Source organism: Pseudomonas sp. NPDC088444 (genome assembly GCF_044900175.1).
Taxonomy (GTDB): Bacteria; Pseudomonadota; Gammaproteobacteria; order Pseudomonadales; family Pseudomonadaceae; genus Aquipseudomonas.
Map to the genome: position 1 here is coordinate 43,112 of NZ_JBJDNK010000006.1, position 19,342 is coordinate 62,453.

The following is a 19,342-nucleotide window of genomic DNA, read 5'->3' on the forward strand; positions in this document are numbered from 1 at the left end:
AGCGGCGCTTTACCTTGGTCCGATTTTCAACAAGCAGATCAAGCGAAAAGCCGGTCAGGGGTGAAACTCTGGATCGCTCATGAACGCTTTGAGCGCGGCAAACGGCATCGGTCTGGCGAAGTGATAACCCTGAAAAATATCGCAGCGACTGCCTTTCAGGAATTCCATTTGAGACGCCGTCTCCACGCCTTCGGCCACAACAATGAGGCTGAGGTGGTGGGCCATGGAAATAATGCCCTGGGTGATCGCTGCATCGTGGTGATCGGTAACGATTTCCCGGATGAACGAACGGTCGATCTTGATCTTGTCGATCGGCAAACGCTTGAGGTAGCTAAGGCTGGAAAAACCGGTCCCGAAGTCATCGAGTGCAATGCGCACCCCCAATGCCTTGAGCCGGTGCAACGTCTCGATCGCCTGTTCAGCGTTATGCAACAGCAGCGACTCGGTGATCTCCAGCTCCAGTTGTTCACCTCGCAGACCGTGTTTCTCCAGCGTGGCCTGGACATACTGCACGAAATGGCCACGCTGAAAATGCATTGGTGAAATATTGACGGCCATCGAGATGCCCGTGATGCACTGGTCGTCCAGCTGGCGCAACTGAGCGCAGGCCGTATCGAGCACCCAAGGCTAAGCGGGATGATCTGACCACTGTCCTCGGCCACCGGAACAAACACCGCTGGGGGGATAAATCCCTTTTCCGGATGCTCCCAGCGCAGCAACGCTTCGATCCCGACCACACGCCCGGTACGTGCGTCGATCTGCGGTTGATAATGCAGCTGTAACGACCGAGTCTCGATAGCCTTTTGCAGGTCATTGCGCTGATTCAGGTCGCTGGCGTACCACTGAAAGTTGTTGCGCCCTTGTTGTTTGGCTTTGTACATGGCCATGTCAGCCTGTTGGATCAACTGCATCGGCTGCTCAAGGTGACCATCGCTCAGGGTGATACCGACACTTGCGCTCACGTGCAGGTCGATGCCCTGGATGCAGTAGGGTCTGGCAATGCTGGCCATCAATCGCTCAACCACTGGCACGACGTCTTCATCACGCAGCAGGTCCGGCAGCAGAACGATGAATTCGTCACCGCCCATGCGCACGATCGTGTCCGCGGGCCTAACCTGTATGCGAGCAGTCTGGAAGTACCGACTTTTTCAACAGAATCGGCCAGAAGCAGTCACTGAACATAAGGCAGCTAAGGATAGTTGCAGGCGTGAGACATGGATTCGGACATCACCACATGTGTTAATGGCTGCACAGCGGCGTACACAATTTGCCCGCAGGGGTTTCGTTCTAGGTCCGGATTTCAGCATTTAAGGAAGAAGCACTGGAGTACGTAGACTGACTATCTTTAGCACTAATGACCGGAAGCATTGAGCGGCAATTCGGTTCGCACCTTTTGACGACTCCAAATTGCCGCTGAATCTACGGCTCAAGCCATCGAGATGGCTCTCATGCTGCTGGCTTCAGAATGACCTTCGTCCAACCCTCATCCCGCGCATCAAAATGCTTGTACGCGTCAGGACCTTCAGCCAGTTTCAGGCTGTGGGAAATGATCTGCGAAGGTTTAGCGCGGTCATGGTGAATCAGCTCCGCGAGCCGACGATTATAAGCCTTCACGTTGGCCTGGCCGGTGCGAATCTGCTGGCCCTTGAACCAAAACGCACCGAAGTCGAAGGCCATCTTCCCTTCTTTGGCGAGTTCGTTCTGCGCACCTGGATCCTGAGGCACGAACACCCCGACGACGCCGATACCACCAGTGGCTTTGGTCGAAGCCACCAGGTTGTTCATGGTCAGATGATTGGCTTCATGACCGTGTTTGTCACAGCATTGATACCCAACACATTCACAGCCCCGATCAGTCCCCTTGCCGTGAGTCAGGTTGAGAATCTGGTCGACCGCTTCCTTTTCCAGCGAATTGATCGGCGTGGCACCCATTTGCGCCGCCAGCTTCAATCGATCTGGATGATTGTCGACCACGAACACCTGCGAAGCGCCTTTGATCATCGCGGCATGCGCAGCCATCAGCCCCACTGGCCCCGCACCGTAAATGGCAATGCTTTCACCGGGCATCAGGCCAGCCAGCTCGGTTGCATGCCAACCGGTAGGGAAAATGTCTGACAGCATGACGTAGTCATTTTCTTTTTCCTGTGCATCCTCTGGCAGTACCAGGCAGTTGAAGTCTGCATAGGGCACTCGGAGCAGTTCCGCTTGACCACCCTGGTACTCGCCCATATCGGCAAAGCCATAAGCCGCACCGGCAGTGCCCGGATTGGCTGTGAGGCAAAAACCAGTCAACCCCCTTTCGCAGTTCTCGCAAAAACCGCAACCGATGTTAAATGGCAAACAAACGCGATCGCCGACTTTGACGCGATCTACGCCAGCGCCGACTTCAATGACTTCACCAAGATTTTCGTGACCAAAGACTCGCCCTGTTTCCATAGAGGTGCGGCCTTCGTACATGTGCAGGTCAGAGCCGCAAATATTTGTGGTGGTGATGCGCACTACGGCATCGGTCGGCTTTTCAATTTTGGCGTCGGGGACGTCTTGTACACTGACGTCGCGTGGCCCGTTATACACGATGGCTTTCATTGTGTTCTCCCGTTCAAACTGAATTGGATTCGTCTGCTACGAGATATCTGGCTGGTCGGCTGAGTCGAACGGTCAAAGATTCGGGTGACTACCGGACCGGTGGTGATCCGGACAACCGGCGATCATAAACACTGAATCTACAGCTCCACGTTAAGTCAGAGCCTCCCGTTTATACGATATATAAAATGTGCAGTGGTCTACCCAAAGCCCATCTGACTACCATTTCGGGCCAGCTCGAAGGTGCAGTGTTCGCTTTGGGTTGTGGGCTCACTAAGTTGGTACTTTTTCAGGAATGCATCGAAGCTGGAGAGCTCACCCTCATGGGTCAGCTCAACGCCCGGATGTCGTAGGAGGTTGCATCCTTCTCCGCCGAAATCCGCAGCACATCAGCGCTGGGCACGTATAGAAGCTCGGGTTAGGGATCGATAAAGCGAGAGATCAGCCACGGACAAGCGATGCGGTCGATCTTCGGTCGTTCACGGGTAACCCAACCCCATGAAACACCTCCTGCCTAGCTCGGCAGGCTGGGTCATCTGGCGAGCCCGGCGCCCGCCAAAGACTGCTACTCAAATCGTGCTTTTACCCCAACAGGTGCACTGTCAAACCGACGAGTGCACAGGCCATCAGCACCTGAATCACGCCCCGTTTGAAGCGGAACAAGGCAATTGCCGCCAAAATGGCGATCAGCGCAGAGGGCCAGTCGAGGTGTCCGCTGAAGCCTTGCGGCCATAGCACGTGATAGCCGAAGAAACAGGCCAGATTGAGGATCACTCCAACCACCGCCGCTGTGATTGCGGTAAGCGGTGCAGTGAAGTTGAGTTCGTTGTGGGTCGATTCCACCAGCGGGCCACCGGCGAGGATAAACAGGAACGAGGGCAGGAAGGTGAACCATGTCACTAGGGTGGCCGCGACAGCCCCGGCCAGAAACATCTGATCGGCGCCGAACACTTGCGAGACGTACGCTCCAACAAAGCCGACGAAGGCCACCACCATGATCAGTGGCCCAGGTGTGGTTTCCCCCAGTGCCAAACCGTCGATCATCTGGGTCGGAGTAAGCCAGCCATAGTGACCGACCGCGCCTTGATAGACATACGGGAGCACAGCGTAGGCTCCACCAAAGGTCAGCAACGCGGCCTTGGTAAAGAACCAGCCCATCTGGGTCAAGGTGCCCTCCCAGCCAAAGAGCGCGGTCAGGGTTCCCATCGGCAACGCCCACAGCGCTGCGCCGATGAGGGCCAGCATCGCCAGTTTAATCCAGCTGAACCGGGCATGTTCCGGGGACGGAGTGTCGTCATCGATCAATGCTGGGCCAAAGGACTTTTTGGCAGCGCTATGGCCCCCAGCTCTGAAATTCTCAGGCGCCAGCCGCCCGCCGACATAGCCGATTAACGCTGCTCCCAATACGATCAACGGGAACGGCACATTGAACGCGAAGATCGCGGTAAATGAAGCCGCTGCTATCGCCCACAGCCAATTACTCTTCAGCGCCCGAGTGCCAATCCTGTGTGCCGCCTGCACCACGATGGCCGTCACGGCAGGTTTGATCCCATAGAAGAGGCCGGCCACCACCGGCACCTCGCCGAACGCGATGTACATCCACGACAAAGCGATGAGGATGAACAATGAGGGCAGCACAAACAGCACTCCGGCAATTACTCCACCCCAGGTTCGATGCATCAGCCAGCCGATATAGGTCGCCAATTGCTGAGCCTCTGGCCCAGGCAGCAACATGCAATAGTTGAGCGCATGGAGAAAGCGTCGTTCGGAGATCCAGCGCCGACGTTCTACCAACTCCTGGTGCATGATCGAAATCTGCCCGGCGGGCCCACCGAAACTGATGAAGCCGAGCTTCAACCAGAACCAGAATGCCTCACACAAGCTGATCGCCCCCGGCCTCGATAGACCCTCTTCAGCCGTTGATGGCAACACCTTACTCATGGGGTTGTTCCTCTTTCTCAAACTCGGCGAGCAGGCCGTCGAAGATGGCGCTGGCAGCAGCCTGCAAGTGGTCGTCATGGGTCATTGTTTCGCGCAGTCCTGCCAGCACGCGCTCGATGCCTGCAGCCTCCAAAGGCTGAATACCGCCGATATCGAGGTAGTGCACCAAAGCCGCAATGCGGTTCAGGCCGGGTTCTTGAAGCTCAAAACTGGCTTGCAGGGTTTCGAAGGTCACGCGATTGCCGACATGACTGAAGGTCGCACCATCGAAGTCGAAGCCCAGCGCGTCTGCTGCACAGTCATGTGGGGTTTCCAGCCATAGGATCTGGGCTTCAGAATCAATGAAGGTCAAACAACTCGACAAAACGCTCACCTTGCGGATCGACCACCGGCAGGATGTAAGCAGTGCCATTGATGGAGAGGATGTCGCGTTCGACAGACGCCAAGACTTCACGACAGACATTGTTGTCAGGCAACAAATATGCACCATCGCGTAATACCGCTGCACCAGAGGCCTTCAAAGCCCGCCAGGCCCGCATGCGTTCAGTAGCATTGGCAGTGGCCCCCTCGAGTTCGGCGAGTACAGGCTAGACATACTGCAGCAGGAGCTTGATCGCCGGTTGGAACAATCCGACAGGCGCGGTTTTGAACTCCTACGCGCAGGCTTAAGGTATGGCGAGAGCTGCGGAACACGAGGGCGCGCGTATTTTCGAGCGCAGTCGAGTCTGTTCTGTAAATCAGCAACAGCCCGGTCGCGTAGTGCTCTCAGTTGAAGCCGGAGGGCGTCGTAGTCAAGTGCAGGCGCGATAGGTACTGATTGCGAACAACGCTTACACCGAGGATTTCGCACCTCAACTTTTGAAAAGCGTCGTCACACTGCGGTTGTACCATATCGCGTACAGTCCCATACCCTCGGGCTATCGTGAGACTGTAGTGCCCAATCCGGCTGTTATACCGATCATCGCAAGTCGGGTTGCTTCGGCCGACGGGATGTGGACGGTCGATTTCTCGCAGGTAGTGCGCTCTTCGTGTCCTCCTACAAAAATAAAAAGGCCCTGAAATCAGGGCCTTAAGTATGAATCTTTACAGGATAGTCTTTAGTGACTATTTGAAAGCGTAGGTGTAGTTGAAGATCAGACGAGTCTGGTCTTGGTCAGCAATGTGACTGTTCTGAGCGTTGGTGCCAGTGAAGCTACCACGGTAGTTAGCACGACGCAGGGTAGCGCCGAAGCCCTTCAGAGGACCGTCCTGGAACACGTAGTCGATACGCATGTCGCGTTCCCACTCGGAGCTGTCACCCAGGTTGCCGCGCTGCGACTTGATGTTATCGCCTTTCAGGTAAGCGAAAGCTGCTTTCAGACCTGGAACGCCCAGACGTGCGAAGTCATAGGAGTACTGACCGAAGTTGGTGGTCTCACCAGCGCGTGCGAACTGGTTGATCATCGAGTCAGTGAACAGGTAGAAGGACGAACCGCCCTGACCTTCAGCGGCGTTGGCCACGGATGCAGTACCACCATTTTTGGTGATGCTGCCGTTGTTCATCCAAACGAAGCCGCCGTCGTCACCCACGTCTTGGTGACCCAGCATCAGCGAGTGACCACCCAAGGTGTAGGTGAACATGGCCGACCAGGTTTTGTTGTCAACTTCGCCAGCGTTCTTGGCATAGCCGCCGTTGTTGTTGAACACGTAACCGGTTTCGCCGTTCTTGCCGTCGGAGCGGCTGTCGAAGTAACGCAGGTCAGTCTTGAAGGACTGGTCATCACCGATTGGCAGAACGTGTACCAGGCCGAGGAAAGTCTGCTTGTAGTAGTCTTCCAGAACCGAATGGTAAGCCTGCAGGGTCAGGTCTTTGGTGACTTTCCAGTCAGCACCGGCGAAGGTGAAGCTGTTGGAGTCATGCGTACCACCGGCAACGGCCATACCCGACCAGTTGCTCGACGCACGGCCAGCGGCCTGAGTCAGCTTACCGCCAGTGAAGGTCCAGCCATCCAGTTCCTTGGAAGTGACGATGCCACCTTCGAAGGTTTGTGGCAGCAGACGACCGTCGTTCGCAACCAGAATCGGCAAGTTCGGCTGCAGGGCGTTACCCAGTTTCAGCTCGGTCTTGGAGATTTTGACTTTGGCGTTGGCGCCAGTGCGGCTCCAGTCATCTACAGGAGTACCGTCGGTATCAACCGGAGTCACGGTGTTTGCAGTGCTGGCGGTGTGGTGAGTGATGCCACCACCCAGGTTGATGCCCAGCATGCTCTGCACGTCCAGACCGAAGCCCACGGTGCCCGGGGTGTAGCCGGAGATAAAGTTGAACAGCAGACCGGTAGCCGTTTGGCGCTGGTCAGATGCTTTAGTGGTGCCGAACTGCTCGCGGTTGTCGTTCTCGAAATACAGAGTACGAGAGCTTACGGTTGCCTTGCTGTCGTCAAAGAAACCGGCAGCACCAGCCTGAGTGGCCACTACACCAGCGTAAACGGCCAAGGCCAGGGTGGACTTCTTCATTGTGTTTCGCTCCTCTTGAATCTAATTTTTGTAGTTCCTTGGTTCTGAGACCGAAGGCTCAAGACCGCGGATGCGCGATTAGCGCCGGACCCGACTCGGTGAGTCAATGGCCCCAAGACTAATTGACTAGACCGCGTTTACGGCTGGCTGCAAGGTAAGGTAAATCCTTTAAACCTAAAAAGACTTGTTTGACCTGCTTTTATGCCAAGCAGTTATATGTCACAAGCCGTTTCAACCGTCCGCTGCGGAGTGTATCGGCGTCTTTACCTAATTCCCAAAAAATATTTCGATCCCGTTCGTCAGATCGATAAGTTTCCCCACATCGTACGACCGGAATCAGACTGCCCAGTCACGACCAGTCTGTGAAACAAGGTGAGAATTACCGACATAACTCTTTGAAAATAAAGAACTTGATTACGGGGTAGACGCAATTGTTACAGTTGTCACCCTGCTATCCGTCAGTTTTTTCGAGGAGTGCGGAACAAACTTGTCAGTTGACTGGCTCGTGCCAGATCCGCTGATCGTTCCGCCGAAATCCATGATGGCCCTCAGTGCCAGCCTTGCGAGACAAGGTATCCCTGTGCTGAGGGCAAAAGCATCCTTTGTGCAAGCGTGCAGATCCTATTTGTCAATTGTGACATTTCGATGAACGGTCACATTACCATCGCATTTTTTTCGATTTTCGCGGTCCCGCTCGCTCAGACTGCTGAAAATCTACTCTAAGCTCATGCCAAAACGTTATTTATTTGGCGTTTCTTAGATCATTTACGCTCCGCTTCATTCAGTCCTCGGCCTGCCTTGATCCGGAGTCTCACCATGAATCTGCTTAAACCTCTTCGCCTGTTGGCAGCCCTGTCGCTGACGAGCGCCGCCCTGTTCGCCCACGCAGCGGACTTTACCGTCGCTTATCAAACCACCGTCGACCCGGCGAAAGTCGCTCAGGCCGATGGCGCCTACGAGAAAGCCACCGGCTCGAACATCGCCTGGCGCAAATTCGATAATGGGGCGGACGTCATCACGGCCATTGCGTCGGGCGACGTGCAGATCGGCTATCTGGGCTCAAGCCCACTGACCGCAGCGGCGACTCGCAAAGTGCCCGTGGAAACATTCCTGATCGCCACGCAGATCGGCGCCGCCGAAGCGCTGGTGGCACGCAACGGATCAGGGATCAGCGGACCGCAGGATCTGGTCGGCAAGAAGATCGCCGTGCCGTTCGTGTCCACCGGGCACTACAGCCTGCTGGCGGCGCTGAAGCACTGGAACATCGATCCGTCCAAGGTCACCATCCTCAACCTCGCCCCGCCAGCCATTGCGGCAGCGTGGAAACGCGGTGATATCGATGCCACTTACGTCTGGGACCCCGCATTGGGCGTCGCCAAGGAAACCGGCAAAGTGCTGATCACCTCCGGTGAGCTGGCAAAGCTGGGCGCGCCGACCTTCGACGCCTGGATCGTGCGCAAGGATTTCGCTGACAAGCACCCTGAGATCGTCAAAGCCTTCGCCAAAACGACCCTCGATGCCTACGCCAACTACCGCAAAGACCCGGCGGCATGGCTCTCAAGCAAAGACAATGTCGACAAGCTGGTGAAGCTGTCTGGCGCCAAGGCCGATGACATCCCCGGCCTGCTGCAAGGCAACGTCTATCCGCTGGCCGCTGATCAAGTGAAAGAGCTGGGCGCGCCGACGACCGAAGCGATTGGCAAAACCGCCGCCTTCCTTAAAGAGCAGGGCAAGGTCGATGCGGTATTGGCGGATTACACGCCTTATGTCAGTGCGAAGTTTGTTACTCAGTAAACCCTCGCCATACCTGTACGAGCCGCCTTGCTTGTGAAAACGGACAGGCAGGCAATGACAATGCGTCAAGCAAGACGTTTTCGCCAGCAAGCCGGCTCCCACAGTTTCAGCGTCGAATACAAGATTCGGGGCGACCCTTGTGGGAGCCGCCTGGGTGGCGAAGGCGCTTGACCGGTCAATACAGGACCTCCCAAAGAAACGTTCACACCTACCGAAAACGGAGTCATCGCCATGGCCTTGTTACAACTGGAGCGCATCTGCGCACAGTACCCCGGTGCGGCCGAACCGGTGCTGTCGGACATTTCCCTGACCCTCGGCCCACAACAGTTGCTGGTCGCCCTCGGTCCCTCTGGCAGTGGCAAGACTTCGCTGTTGAACCTGATTGCCGGTTTCGTTGAACCCAGTGCGGGTCGCATCACGCTCGATAACGTGCCCGTCAAAGGGCCGAGCGCCGAGCGCGGCGTGGTGTTTCAGGACGACGCGCTGCTGCCTTGGCAGGACGTGTTGGCCAACGTTGCTTTCGGTCTGGAACTGGCGGGCGTTGCCAAAGCGCAGCGAGAAGCCAAAGCGCGTGAAATGCTCGCGCTGGTGGATCTGGCCGGTTTCGAGACGCGCCGTATCTGGCAGTTATCCGGTGGCCAAAAACAACGCGTCGGTCTGGCCCGCGCGCTGGCAGCCGACCCGCGCGTACTGCTGATGGACGAGCCGTTTGGCGCGCTGGATGCTTTCACACGCGAGCAGATGCAAGAACTGTTGTTGCAAGTCTGGCAACGCAGCGCCAAGCCGGTTTTTCTGATCACCCATGACATCGAAGAGGCGGTGTTCCTGGCGACCGACCTGATCCTGCTGGCACCCAATCCGGGGCAAATCGTCGAGCACCTGAAGCTGGATTTTGGCCGTCGCTACAGCGCGGGGGAGTCGGCGCGGGCGATCAAATCCGATCCACAATTCATTGCTACCCGCGAGCACGTCCTGGCGCGGGTGTTCTCGCAGCGCCAATCCCTTCAGGAGCAACGGGCATGAGCAAGCTTCAGTCGCCGCCGCTCAGCGAGGCGCTCGCCCAAGCGCCAGCTCCCATTCGAAAGGTGCCCTCGGCACGCCCTTATCTGAGCACCCGCGCGATCAGCGTCTTGACGCTGGTGTCGCTGGTCGCCGCCTGGTGGGTCGTCACGGCGTTCGAATGGATCGAACCGTTGTTTTTGCCACCACCTTCCGCAGTGTTGGCCAAGGCCTGGTTACTGATGACGCAAGGCTATATGGAGTCCACGCTCTGGCAACATTTGGGGGCGAGCCTGCAACGCATCGGGCTGGGCCTGGCGTTCGCAGTCCTGACTGCCATTCCCGTCGGGATCGCCATCGGTCATAACCGCATTGCCCGAGGCATTTTTGACCCGCTGATCGAGTTTTACCGCCCGATTCCGCCCTTGGCCTACCTGCCGCTGATCGTGATCTGGTGCGGTATCGGCGAATTCTCCAAGGTCCTGCTGATTTATCTGGCGATCTTCGCGCCGATTGCCATTGCGACGGCGACCGGCGTACGCACGGTGGACAGCGCCAAACTGCGGGCGGCGCAATCGCTGGGGGCCACTCGCTGGCAACTGATTCGCCATGTGATTCTGCCCAGCGCCCTGCCCGATATCCTCACTGGCATTCGCATTGGTCTGGGTGTTGGCTGGTCAACGCTGGTGGCCGCAGAACTGATCGCCGCCACCAGCGGGCTGGGCTTCATGGTGCAATCGGCGGCGCAGTTCCTGGTGACCGATGTCGTGGTGCTCGGAATTCTGGTGATCGCCTTCATCGCCTTCGCACTGGAAATGGGCCTGCGCGCTCTGCAACGCAAACTGGTGCCGTGGCACGGCCAAAATCACTGACAACCGACGCGTTATCAAGACTGACTACGCCGACATTTCGGCGCACACAGCGAGACCAACATGAGCCTTCACATCACCCCACTCAGCTCCGCATTGGGCGCGCAAATCAGTGGCGTCGACCTGAGCCGCGACCTGACTGCCAAGCAACGCGATGCTATCGAACAGGCGCTGCTGAAGCATCAGGTGCTGTTCTTTCGCGAACAGCCCATTACGCCTCAACAACAAGCGCGCTTCGCGGCGCAGTTTGGCGATCTGCACACACATCCGATCTACCCCAACGTGCCCGAACAGCCAGAAGTCATGGTGCTCGACACTGCTGTGACCGACGTGCGCGACAACGCGATCTGGCACACCGACGTGACCTTTCTGCCGACACCTGCGCTGGGCGCCGTGCTGAGTGCCAAGCAACTACCGACCTACGGCGGCGATACCTTGTGGGCCAGTGGCATCGCAGCGTTCGAAGCGTTGTCCGCACCGCTGCGGGCGCTGCTGGACGGTTTGACAGCCACTCACGATTTCACCCGGTCATTCCCTCTGGAGCGGTTTGGTACCACCGCTGAGGATCTGGCGCGTTGGGAGGAAACCCGCCGCAAGAATCCGCCGCTGTCCCATCCGGTCATCCGCACTCATCCTGTGAGCGGGCGCAAGGCGCTGTTCGTCAACGACGGGTTCACCACGCGGATCAATGAACTGGAGTCCGCAGAAAGCGAGGCCATTCTGAAATTGCTGTTCGCCCACGCGACACGACCTGAATTCACCATTCGCTGGCGTTGGCAGGTAAACGATGTGGCGATGTGGGACAACCGCGTGACACAGCATTACGCCGTGGATGATTACCGACCGCAGCGCCGTGTGATGCACCGGGCGACGATTCTGGGGGATGTGCCGTTTTGACCGGCACGCCCAGTGTGACGACGCTCGCGTCTGCCGACCGATCCTGAGGCCGGTCAGCAGACGTCGGAGTGCGCGAATCAGGCCTGATCGAAGCTCTCCCGATAGGTCAATTCACGAATCAGGTTCAGCTCCTGCGCTTCGAACTCTTGCTTCAGCGCTGCAAATCGATCACCCAACTCCTCGATCGTCTTGTCGGGGAATCGATCCGGCAACGCCGTCACCCGCGCCAGATAGTCCTGTTTGATCGCCGTGAAGCGCTCTGCGTGCACCTCACGCAAATACTCGATCCAGAAATCCCGGTGGGCGGCGTAATTCATGAACGGCTCGCCATGTTCGCCCTTCTGCACCCTGGCCAGCGCGGTTTCAAGCTCGGAGGGACGAATGCTCGCGTGCACCTGATACAACATGCCGCTGGGCGGTAACGGCAGGTCCAGCTCAGTCGACCATCGCAAGCGATACGCCAGACGTACCTCAGCCTCATCACGGCCTTGTGCTTGCTCCCGGGCAATTGCATCAAGCTCATGCAGCCGGTAGAGGCGTCGGGTCAGTCGATACAAGGACTGCCCTCGTGACTCGGGCGGGACATCGGTCAGAGACTGATCGATGAACATCTGGATTTCTATCTGGTTGAACACCAGCCAGGCACCGTCGTGGCATGTTTGCGAACCTGTATCGGCCTGCACCAAAGCCCCCTCGGCGATGCCGTTGTATAACTGGCGGCTGGTCTCGTTCTGATCCGCCGCGTCCAGCACGTGCCATACCCGCTCGGAAAACCCGACACGGGTCTGCTCCGAGCGATAGGGAGCCGATTGGGTCAGCCTTCCGATCAGCGCCATGAGGTTATTAGCGTCGTTGCGCGCCTCCAGGCGCTGCCAAAGCGCCTTGTGTGCCGCGTTCTCATCTACCGATCCCAGCAGCCAGTCGTCGACCTGGGCCGGAGTCGCAGGGCTTTCTACCGTGACCACCGAATCCGACAGATAATCATCGATATCCGAATCCGAATCCGGGTGCTCCGGTGCCAGTTGCACAATGTCGTCAGGCAGTTCCATCACGAAGCTGTAGGAACCGTTATGACGTTCCGAGAGATAAGCCCGGCGCATCGTCTCATGACTCAACGGATTTCGTCGCAACCCGATTTCAGTCTGTGCCCGATAGTTACGCGGGTTCTCCAGGATGTATTCCGGCAGATCGGTCAACTGATTGTCATCCAGCACCAGCCCTTCGAGCGGGAGCAAGTCGTCCACCCAAGCAGGCCATTGATCCAGCCCCATATTCTCCATCGACAGCCAGAGCAAGTGAGGTCGCAAGCTGGATACGTCAGAAATGATACCCAACCGGTTGCCACTCAAATCCAGCGTGTCCAGGCGAGGCAGCCTTCCGAGCGCTGCGATCGCGTGCTGATCGATGAGTCGCCCCTGATTTCGCAGGCTCAGGCTGGCAACGCGAGGCAGGTTCTGCAGAACCGAAGACAGTTCATAGTGCGGCTGGGGTTGCCCGATCAACTCCAGACCTGTCAGTTGCGGGAAACTCGCGAGGAATCGGTTCAACTGGGCCGCCTGCGCGCGCACCTCGATCAGATGCAGATGGCGCACACAGGTATAAAAAAACGCAGGCAAGCGAGGTGGAAAGTCGTCCAGGGCGACACGTTCCAGAGTCAGGACCACAAACGTCTGCCCCTCGCTGTACAAACGCCAAAATTCCAGAATTGTCTGACCAATGGCCCGGCGCGCCGCAATAGTCGCCTCACTCATGGGTCGAGCTGAACCGGAAGTTTCTGCCCATTGAGCGACTGCCTCTCGCAGTTGCGTTCTCTCGCTTCTCAGCAATGCAAGATAGGCGCTCAGATGCGCAGGCATGTCCAGATTGAAACGAAACCGGCTGGCCGGCTGCTCGTTCAGACGAATCCGCATCAACGTCAGCCGAGACAGCGGGTTGCCGTGCAGCGAAATAGCCGTTGGCTGAGTGGCGGGTGTCTGATTGTCGAGAACGTCCCAAGGCACCTCGACAATGCGGTTGTTGCGTAAAGACAGCTCAGTGATGGAGCTGGACGACAGCCCTTCCAGCCATGCAGGCCAGTGATCCAGTCCGATGTTGTCCAGATTCAGTTGGCGCACGGACAAACTGAGCAGATTGGAAGGCGGCAGAACGCTGATCCAGTTCCCACTCAAATCCAGAGACTCCAGTTGTTCAAGGACTCGGAACGAAGCGACCTCCAGAGTGCCGATCGAAATACCCTGATTGGCCAGACGCAAGTTACGTAGCGCGGGCAAGCGACGTGCGACCAAATCGGGTAGCTGGTAGACCAACGGCTCAGCCAGCAGTATCGTCGAGTCGGAGCGATCCATGTCGAGCTCGTTAACGCGCGGGAATTGCGCGATAAACTGCTCCAGCTCGGCCCGCTGAGCTGTACGGTCCACAAAGAACCTCTGCGCCCCGGCGCCCCGTCTGTCGATAGCGACATCCATCAGTTCCAGGCGGGTCACCCGCTGAAAAAAGAAATCGGGAAGTGTCGTGGGAAAGTCGCCAAGCACAACGTGCTCCAGGCGTAACGCCGAACCACGAGGAAAAACCTCGGGCAACGTGTTCTCTGCCCAATGGCACCAGATGGCATCGTGGATGGCCGCGCGGCTGGCGAGTCGCGATTCCAGGTCGGGAATCGCCGCCGAGGCATCACCCCATGCATTCATATGACGATCCATTATGTTGCGTTCTTCGAGGACTTGAATCAGCCGCGCATGAATCTGCTGACGGGTCATTCCGGAGTGCTCCAGCGCAGCCAGCATCTGCTCGGCAGTAGCCTCGACGTGCAACATCCCGATGGCACCGATCAGGTCCAGCAGTGTGTCGCGTGCGATGAACCCCTGCAGGGCGCCCGCACCGCTCAATGGGTACGCCAGACGACCATCGGCCAATCGCATCGGGGATTTTGCCCCCGGCTTCGAAGGCTGCATCTTCAGAAGGCTGCGTAGCGTTTGCCTGGGCAACGGGGCCGCGCCCTGAATGGCCACTTTGAGCTTCGGTCCGTCCCATGTGCCCGGAAAACCCAGCGCCGCACGTTCTGCATCGGGCAAGGCATGCAAGATCGTGGAATAAAGGTTATCGCGGCCATGTAATTCCAACCCTTGGGCGTCATAAGGCTGAAAGCCGTCTGAGCGCATGACCAACACCTTGCGAATCTCCGCGTCTGCGGGACCGACAGCATCGATCAATGCGCTGGCAAACCCGTTCTGACGAAGTTCCAAACGCAGTCGAGCAGACCACCCGGGCAAGGTTTCCATTGTGTGCAGAATCAATACAGCGGTATCCGGACTGCTCACCGATTCCAGATAAATCCCCTCATAGGCCCGCGCCAGCCTGATTTGCTGTTGATAGACGCGGACCTCTTCGGCGATGCGCAACGGCACACGTCTTTGGCCCAACGCCTCGACCTCCGACGGCGACGCACCGCGCACCAGTTCATCGGCAACTGTTGCAGGCAGATCGGGGTAGCGATGAGTAATCGTCACCGCATGGGGCTCTCGACTTCGCAACATCCCTTGATAGCGCGTTTGGAACGTCACCGCGTTCTCTGCCGCTGACGTTGAACCCTGAGCTTCGCGCTGAATCGTCTGGTCCAGCGCAAATCGCTGAATCGTATCCTCAAGCAACGCGGGAGGGCGTTCGCTTTCGGCCAGCGTGCGACGCAGCACTGCCTCGCGGGTATCGCTGACCCACAAAATACGCTGTGCCACGGTATCGGAAAATTCTGCGACGTCGTGACCCAGGCGTCGAAACAGCTTCAGGCCTTCCCATTCCCTGGGTCGGTCAGCCGGATGCAACCAGGCACCTGCCCCGTTGTTGCGCAATACCGGCTGATAGCTACTGACATTCGTGGGGTGTTCGATCCGGAACGGAGCGTCCGGTGAGGTTTGTATGACCGAATAAACCTTGTTCTCTATCGCCAGCCAGGATTTACCTTGATAGCGATACAGTCCGAACTCATCTGGCTTGAGACTGGCAGGTAGAACCGTGTCGTGGGCAAAGGGGCCGAGATCGGGCTTCCACAAGCGCGAGCCTCCGTCGCGCAACTCCACCTCGTCCAGTTCCTCGATGAACGACGGGGCTTCCACCGGGATGGTTTCAACCGCTGGCGTACCTACCGCGTGTGCCGCACCGAGCGCCGCCATTAACGCCACGTTCTCAGCCACATCCATCAGATAGCCCCAACCTTGAGCCCATTCACCGCGCGTCCAACTCTCAGCGCCTTCGAACACCTCCACGCCCAGTTGAGCAGCGGCGACCGCCATCATCACAGCACCCACCGCGGGCACGACAAACCCCACAACATTGAGCGCCTGCAGCGTCAGGCTTTCGAAATACTGCACGCGCTCGGCAAAGGTTTTCTGATCCTCTTCAGCCGTAGGCACGGCATGAAACAGAGCGTCGTCCTTGAGCACGTTGGCTTTCTGTCGTGTGATGGCGGTGAGCAGTCCTCCGCTCAGCGAGCTTTCGCGCAGATGCAGCTTCACGTTTTCGTCGAACCGCTGTTCATACCAGCCCATGTCCGTGTTCCAGACCTTGGGGCGCAGGCACTCGTCTAACTTCGCAAATAACCGTGCGCGATGACGTGCAGGCACTAGGCTCTGGAAAAACGCCAGATACCCTTTCTGCAACATCCGGTCACGCAAGGCGTGGGTAAACGCCGTGGTAGACGCGTACTCCATGAGCGGGCACACCGGGTCACCCGGAATGTAGACGGCGACACGTTCCACTTGTTGTGCACTGTCACGCGCCATGCCAATGACCACGATCCCCGTCAGTTCGACACCCCACAGTCGAAGAAACTGACAACTGACCGCTCGGCCGCTTACCTGAGGAGAAGATCCGTTGCGGGCAGCCTCCAGCAAGACGTTGTAGAGGTCTTCACTGATGCGCTGCTGCATGTACGCTAGATGCGCCTGAATCCTGAAAGCCGATTGTTCGACACGCTTGAGCGACCCTTGGCGAGTGAAACTGGCCGCATCTGGCGCATCGTCAGGTCTGGAAGGCGGGTTGAGGAACGCTGCAATCATCTTTTGATACTGGCCGCCCAGGTCCAACTCACGACACAAGGCTGCGAACGCCTCAGGGGCAATCGCCAGTGGTGTTTCTGCAGCCATACCGCCGGACGCCGAAGCGTCAACATAGATCACTGCCTTGCGGCGCGAATCCAGGTCCATCCCGCCCGCTTCCGACTCCCATGATTCGAAGTTTTGCAGGGCTGCGCTCAGCAAGGGTTGAGTCGCCGCCTTGAGCGATTTCTGAACCTCGACCAACGGGTCGCGAGAAGCTGCGGCAAATGACTGGTCGACGTGAGCACGGCGGGCGTGAAACAGGAGCGTTTTGCGCACATCCACATCGAGACCGAACCGTTCTTTAATGGCCGCCACCAAGAGCGGCTCGGCAAAGGCTTCGAGCGGCGGCAGCGCTGCCAGTGCCGGTCTGAGTGACTGCTCAATGAAACGATGAGACTCATGATCCTGTCGCAACGCTTTTACGACATCGGGCATCGACTGGCGGGCCTGGTCGAACCAAGAGAGTTGCGTACTACCCGCCTGACGGGTCGCTCGACGCAGCTCGGGAGATGCATTCACCAGCCACTGCGGGATCTTGCGTTTGATGGTTTCGAAATGCCTGTTCTGCTGAGCAGGCGTGTTGCTACCGGGGGGTGAATCAATACGTGATGCCATGAAATACAGCCTTGAAACCTTAAATGGCCTTCCGAGCTTATTCAGAACGCTCACCATAAAAAGCTCAAATAGCCGATACCAGCACCGGATCGATCCGGCGACTTCGTTCAAAAATCAGAATATAAAAACCATATAGATACCACCCGCTCGCGAGGGGATCTGCTACACGAAGATTCGCCCTCGGGAAGAGGCGTCGGATGCCTCACTTTGGTGTCCAGCCCCCAAAAATGCACGGATAGCGTGCAAGGCGCCCCGAGTGGCGAGGGGCTTGTTGGAGGCAGATTTGTTGATGAAGCACTGGGGTCATCGTACACGTACCCGCAATGCCCCCGATTACAGGGGCTAAACGGGAAATTTCATTCTTTTTCCGACGACAACTCAAAACTGGCACGCGCTCTGCAATAGGTTAATCATCCACCAGTTTTGGGGACCTTGGTACAGGCAGGCCGGGGATTCCCCTCTTTTATTCCTCTCGGAGACTGACCTCCAGTCTCCAGCGCCCGTCCTGAATTGCACCGTGCCAATCGCCGTGCAAGGGACGGGTCGCCAGTAGGTTCAGCAACAATCCCTTATCACTCTTTTGAACTCTCCAGCGTACGTCTCGGCCATTGATGAGCTTGAGTGCGCCTCGTTGTGCCGAACCCTGAGCGTTGAACAGCAACGCCACGGCGCCATCGATCATTTCGCCATGCAGTTGCGGCTCGCGGTTGAACCAGACCGCTACGCCATCAGGCAGCACTTCGATGCTCAGCAGTTCAACAGGATCTGGCGCGGTCAGTCGCCCGATCATCAGTCCGACCATCACGCCAAAAATCGCGATAGACCCCAAAAACCGCCGCCACAGCTTCGGTCTCGGGTCTTCTTCAAGGGTAGAATGCATCCCGTCCTTACGTTCGGAGCCGTGCATGTTTCACGTGATCCTTTTTCAACCAGAAATTCCGCCGAATACCGGCAACATCATCAGGCTCTGCGCCAACAGTGGCTGTCAGTTGCATCTCATCGAGCCGCTGGGTTTTGAGCTGGATGACAAACGCCTGCGCCGTGCGGGACTCGACTATCACGAGTACGCCACGTTGCACCGCCACGCCGACCTGGCCAGTTGCCTGGAAAGAATCGGCCATCCGCGCCTGTTCGCTTTTACCACAAAGGGTTCCAAACCCTTTCACGATGTGGCCTTTCAGGAGGGTGACGCGTTTCTCTTCGGCCCGGAAAGCCGCGGCTTGCCACCCGAAGTGCTCGACCCGCTGAATAGCGATCAACGCCTGCGTCTGCCGATGCGCGAAGGCTGCCGCAGTTTGAACCTGTCCAATACCGTGGCTGTTGCGGTGTATGAAGGCTGGCGGCAGCTCGGGTTTAAATAGTCTGAAGCCGGCACACCGATCATTGTGGGAGCCGGCTTGCTGGCGAAAGCAGTGTGTCAGTCAACATCTCTGTTACAGACAAACCGCATTCGCCAGCAAGCCGGCTCCCACAAAAGTAATCCCGGTCAGCCCCATAAAAAAAGCGCCCATCACAGGCGCTTTTTCATTCAGCCAGCAACGCTTACTGAACGGTCGGGGTCTCGCCCGCTTCCTGCATGCGTTGCAGCTCTTGCGCGTACAGGGCGTCGAAATTCACCGGGGCCAGCATCAGCGCCGGGAACGAACCGCGTACTACCAGGCTGTCGATGGTCTCGCGAGCGTACGGGAACAGCAGGTTCGGGCAGAACGCGCCCAAGGTGTGGCTCATCGAAGCCGCGTCCAGACCTTTGATCAGGAAGATACCGGCTTGCTGAACTTCAGCGATGAAGGCGATTTCGTCGCCGTTCTTCACTTCGACTGACAGGGTCAGCACGACTTCGTAGAAGTCGCCTTCCAGTTGCTTCTGACGGGTGTTCAGATCCAGGCTGACGCTTGGGGTCCACTCCTGACGGAAGATCGCCGGGCTTTTCGGCGCTTCGAACGACAGGTCACGCACGTAGATGCGTTGCAGGGAGAATTGTGGAGCTTCTTCGTTGGAAGTGGCGCCGTTATTCGTTTGATCAGTCATCTCAGATCCTTCTTACTCTTGAGGTCTTGT

11 protein-coding genes and 3 pseudogenes are annotated in these 19,342 nt (G+C 57.6%); 5 read left to right on the plus strand and 9 right to left on the minus strand.

Annotated features, from left to right (window positions below; genetic code table 11):
• Positions 1-54: 54 nt before the first annotated feature.
• The 6 genes and pseudogenes from ACI2KB_RS13135 to ACI2KB_RS13160 form a co-directional block, all read right to left on the minus strand.
• Positions 55-1,088: pseudogene (locus ACI2KB_RS13135) on the minus strand (putative bifunctional diguanylate cyclase/phosphodiesterase).
• Positions 1,089-1,446: 358 nt separating this feature from the next.
• Positions 1,447-2,586, minus strand: coding sequence for a glutathione-independent formaldehyde dehydrogenase (locus ACI2KB_RS13140; protein ID WP_404635114.1), 1,140 nt, complete (start codon positions 2,584-2,586; stop codon positions 1,447-1,449).
• Between the two features lie 254 nt (positions 2,587-2,840).
• Positions 2,841-3,052, minus strand: a pseudogene (locus ACI2KB_RS13145) (chromate resistance protein ChrB domain-containing protein); the annotation flags it as partial.
• A 113-nt stretch (positions 3,053-3,165) separates the two neighbouring features.
• Positions 3,166-4,524, minus strand: coding sequence for a chromate efflux transporter (gene chrA / locus ACI2KB_RS13150; RefSeq protein ID WP_404635116.1), 1,359 nt, complete (start codon positions 4,522-4,524; stop codon positions 3,166-3,168).
• Positions 4,517-5,063: pseudogene (locus tag ACI2KB_RS13155) on the minus strand (chromate resistance protein ChrB domain-containing protein). The gene chrA and the pseudogene ACI2KB_RS13155 overlap by 8 nt, the downstream one beginning before the upstream one ends.
• A gap of 565 nt (positions 5,064-5,628) precedes the next feature.
• A complete protein-coding gene (locus ACI2KB_RS13160; RefSeq protein WP_404635118.1) occupies positions 5,629-7,017 on the minus strand; it encodes an OprD family outer membrane porin in 1,389 nt (462 codons plus the stop codon).
• 816 nt (positions 7,018-7,833) lie between these two features.
• Here ACI2KB_RS13160 and tauA point away from each other — a divergent pair.
• From tauA to tauD, 4 genes are all read left to right on the plus strand, one after another.
• Complete coding sequence (tauA, locus tag ACI2KB_RS13165; RefSeq protein ID WP_404635120.1) at positions 7,834-8,811, plus strand: taurine ABC transporter substrate-binding protein; 978 nt, start codon at positions 7,834-7,836, stop codon at positions 8,809-8,811.
• Positions 8,812-9,042: 231 nt separating this feature from the next.
• Entirely contained in the window at positions 9,043-9,834 is a 792-nt protein-coding gene (tauB, locus tag ACI2KB_RS13170; RefSeq protein WP_404635122.1) for a taurine ABC transporter ATP-binding subunit, read from the plus strand.
• A complete protein-coding gene (gene tauC / locus ACI2KB_RS13175; RefSeq protein WP_404635124.1) occupies positions 9,831-10,682 on the plus strand; it encodes a taurine ABC transporter permease TauC in 852 nt (283 codons plus the stop codon). The genes tauB and tauC overlap by 4 nt, the downstream gene beginning before the upstream one ends.
• Before the next feature lie 60 nt (positions 10,683-10,742).
• The gene (tauD, locus tag ACI2KB_RS13180) at positions 10,743-11,576 is read left to right on the plus strand and encodes a taurine dioxygenase (protein ID WP_404635126.1); all 834 of its coding nucleotides are present in this window, start codon (positions 10,743-10,745) and stop codon (positions 11,574-11,576) included.
• 77 nt (positions 11,577-11,653) lie between these two features.
• On the opposite strand, the gene ACI2KB_RS13185 is transcribed toward tauD, so the two are convergent.
• A complete protein-coding gene (locus ACI2KB_RS13185; RefSeq protein WP_404635128.1) occupies positions 11,654-17,284 on the minus strand; it encodes a dermonecrotic toxin domain-containing protein in 5,631 nt (1,876 codons plus the stop codon).
• A 463-nt stretch (positions 17,285-17,747) separates the two neighbouring features.
• Complete coding sequence (locus ACI2KB_RS13190) at positions 17,748-18,191, minus strand: hypothetical protein (protein WP_404635130.1); 444 nt, start codon at positions 18,189-18,191, stop codon at positions 17,748-17,750.
• On the opposite strand from ACI2KB_RS13190, the gene trmL reads away from it, so the two are divergent.
• Entirely contained in the window at positions 18,190-18,645 is a 456-nt protein-coding gene (trmL, locus tag ACI2KB_RS13195) for a tRNA (uridine(34)/cytosine(34)/5-carboxymethylaminomethyluridine(34)-2'-O)-methyltransferase TrmL (RefSeq protein WP_404635132.1), read from the plus strand. The genes ACI2KB_RS13190 and trmL overlap by 2 nt on opposite strands.
• Positions 18,646-18,826: 181 nt before the next feature.
• Here trmL and secB read toward each other — a convergent pair whose 3' ends face one another.
• Positions 18,827-19,312 (minus strand): protein-export chaperone SecB, encoded by a 486-nt coding sequence (gene secB, locus ACI2KB_RS13200; RefSeq protein WP_404635134.1) that lies wholly within the window; start codon positions 19,310-19,312, stop codon positions 18,827-18,829.
• Positions 19,313-19,342: the final 30 nt, after the last annotated feature.

Coding starts and splice junctions, on each gene's coding strand:
- ACI2KB_RS13140 (WP_404635114.1), bottom strand. CDS start 2,586: ATGAAAGCCATCGTGTATAACGGGCCACGCGACGTCAGTGTACAAGAC.
- chrA (WP_404635116.1), bottom strand. CDS start 4,524: ATGAGTAAGGTGTTGCCATCAACGGCTGAAGAGGGTCTATCGAGGCCG.
- ACI2KB_RS13160 (WP_404635118.1), bottom strand. CDS start 7,017: ATGAAGAAGTCCACCCTGGCCTTGGCCGTTTACGCTGGTGTAGTGGCC.
- tauA (WP_404635120.1), top strand. CDS start 7,834: ATGAATCTGCTTAAACCTCTTCGCCTGTTGGCAGCCCTGTCGCTGACG.
- tauB (WP_404635122.1), top strand. CDS start 9,043: ATGGCCTTGTTACAACTGGAGCGCATCTGCGCACAGTACCCCGGTGCG.
- tauC (WP_404635124.1), top strand. CDS start 9,831: ATGAGCAAGCTTCAGTCGCCGCCGCTCAGCGAGGCGCTCGCCCAAGCG.
- tauD (WP_404635126.1), top strand. CDS start 10,743: ATGAGCCTTCACATCACCCCACTCAGCTCCGCATTGGGCGCGCAAATC.
- ACI2KB_RS13185 (WP_404635128.1), bottom strand. CDS start 17,284: ATGGCATCACGTATTGATTCACCCCCCGGTAGCAACACGCCTGCTCAG.
- trmL (WP_404635132.1), top strand. CDS start 18,190: ATGTTTCACGTGATCCTTTTTCAACCAGAAATTCCGCCGAATACCGGC.
- ACI2KB_RS13190 (WP_404635130.1), bottom strand. CDS start 18,191: ATGCACGGCTCCGAACGTAAGGACGGGATGCATTCTACCCTTGAAGAA.
- secB (WP_404635134.1), bottom strand. CDS start 19,312: ATGACTGATCAAACGAATAACGGCGCCACTTCCAACGAAGAAGCTCCA.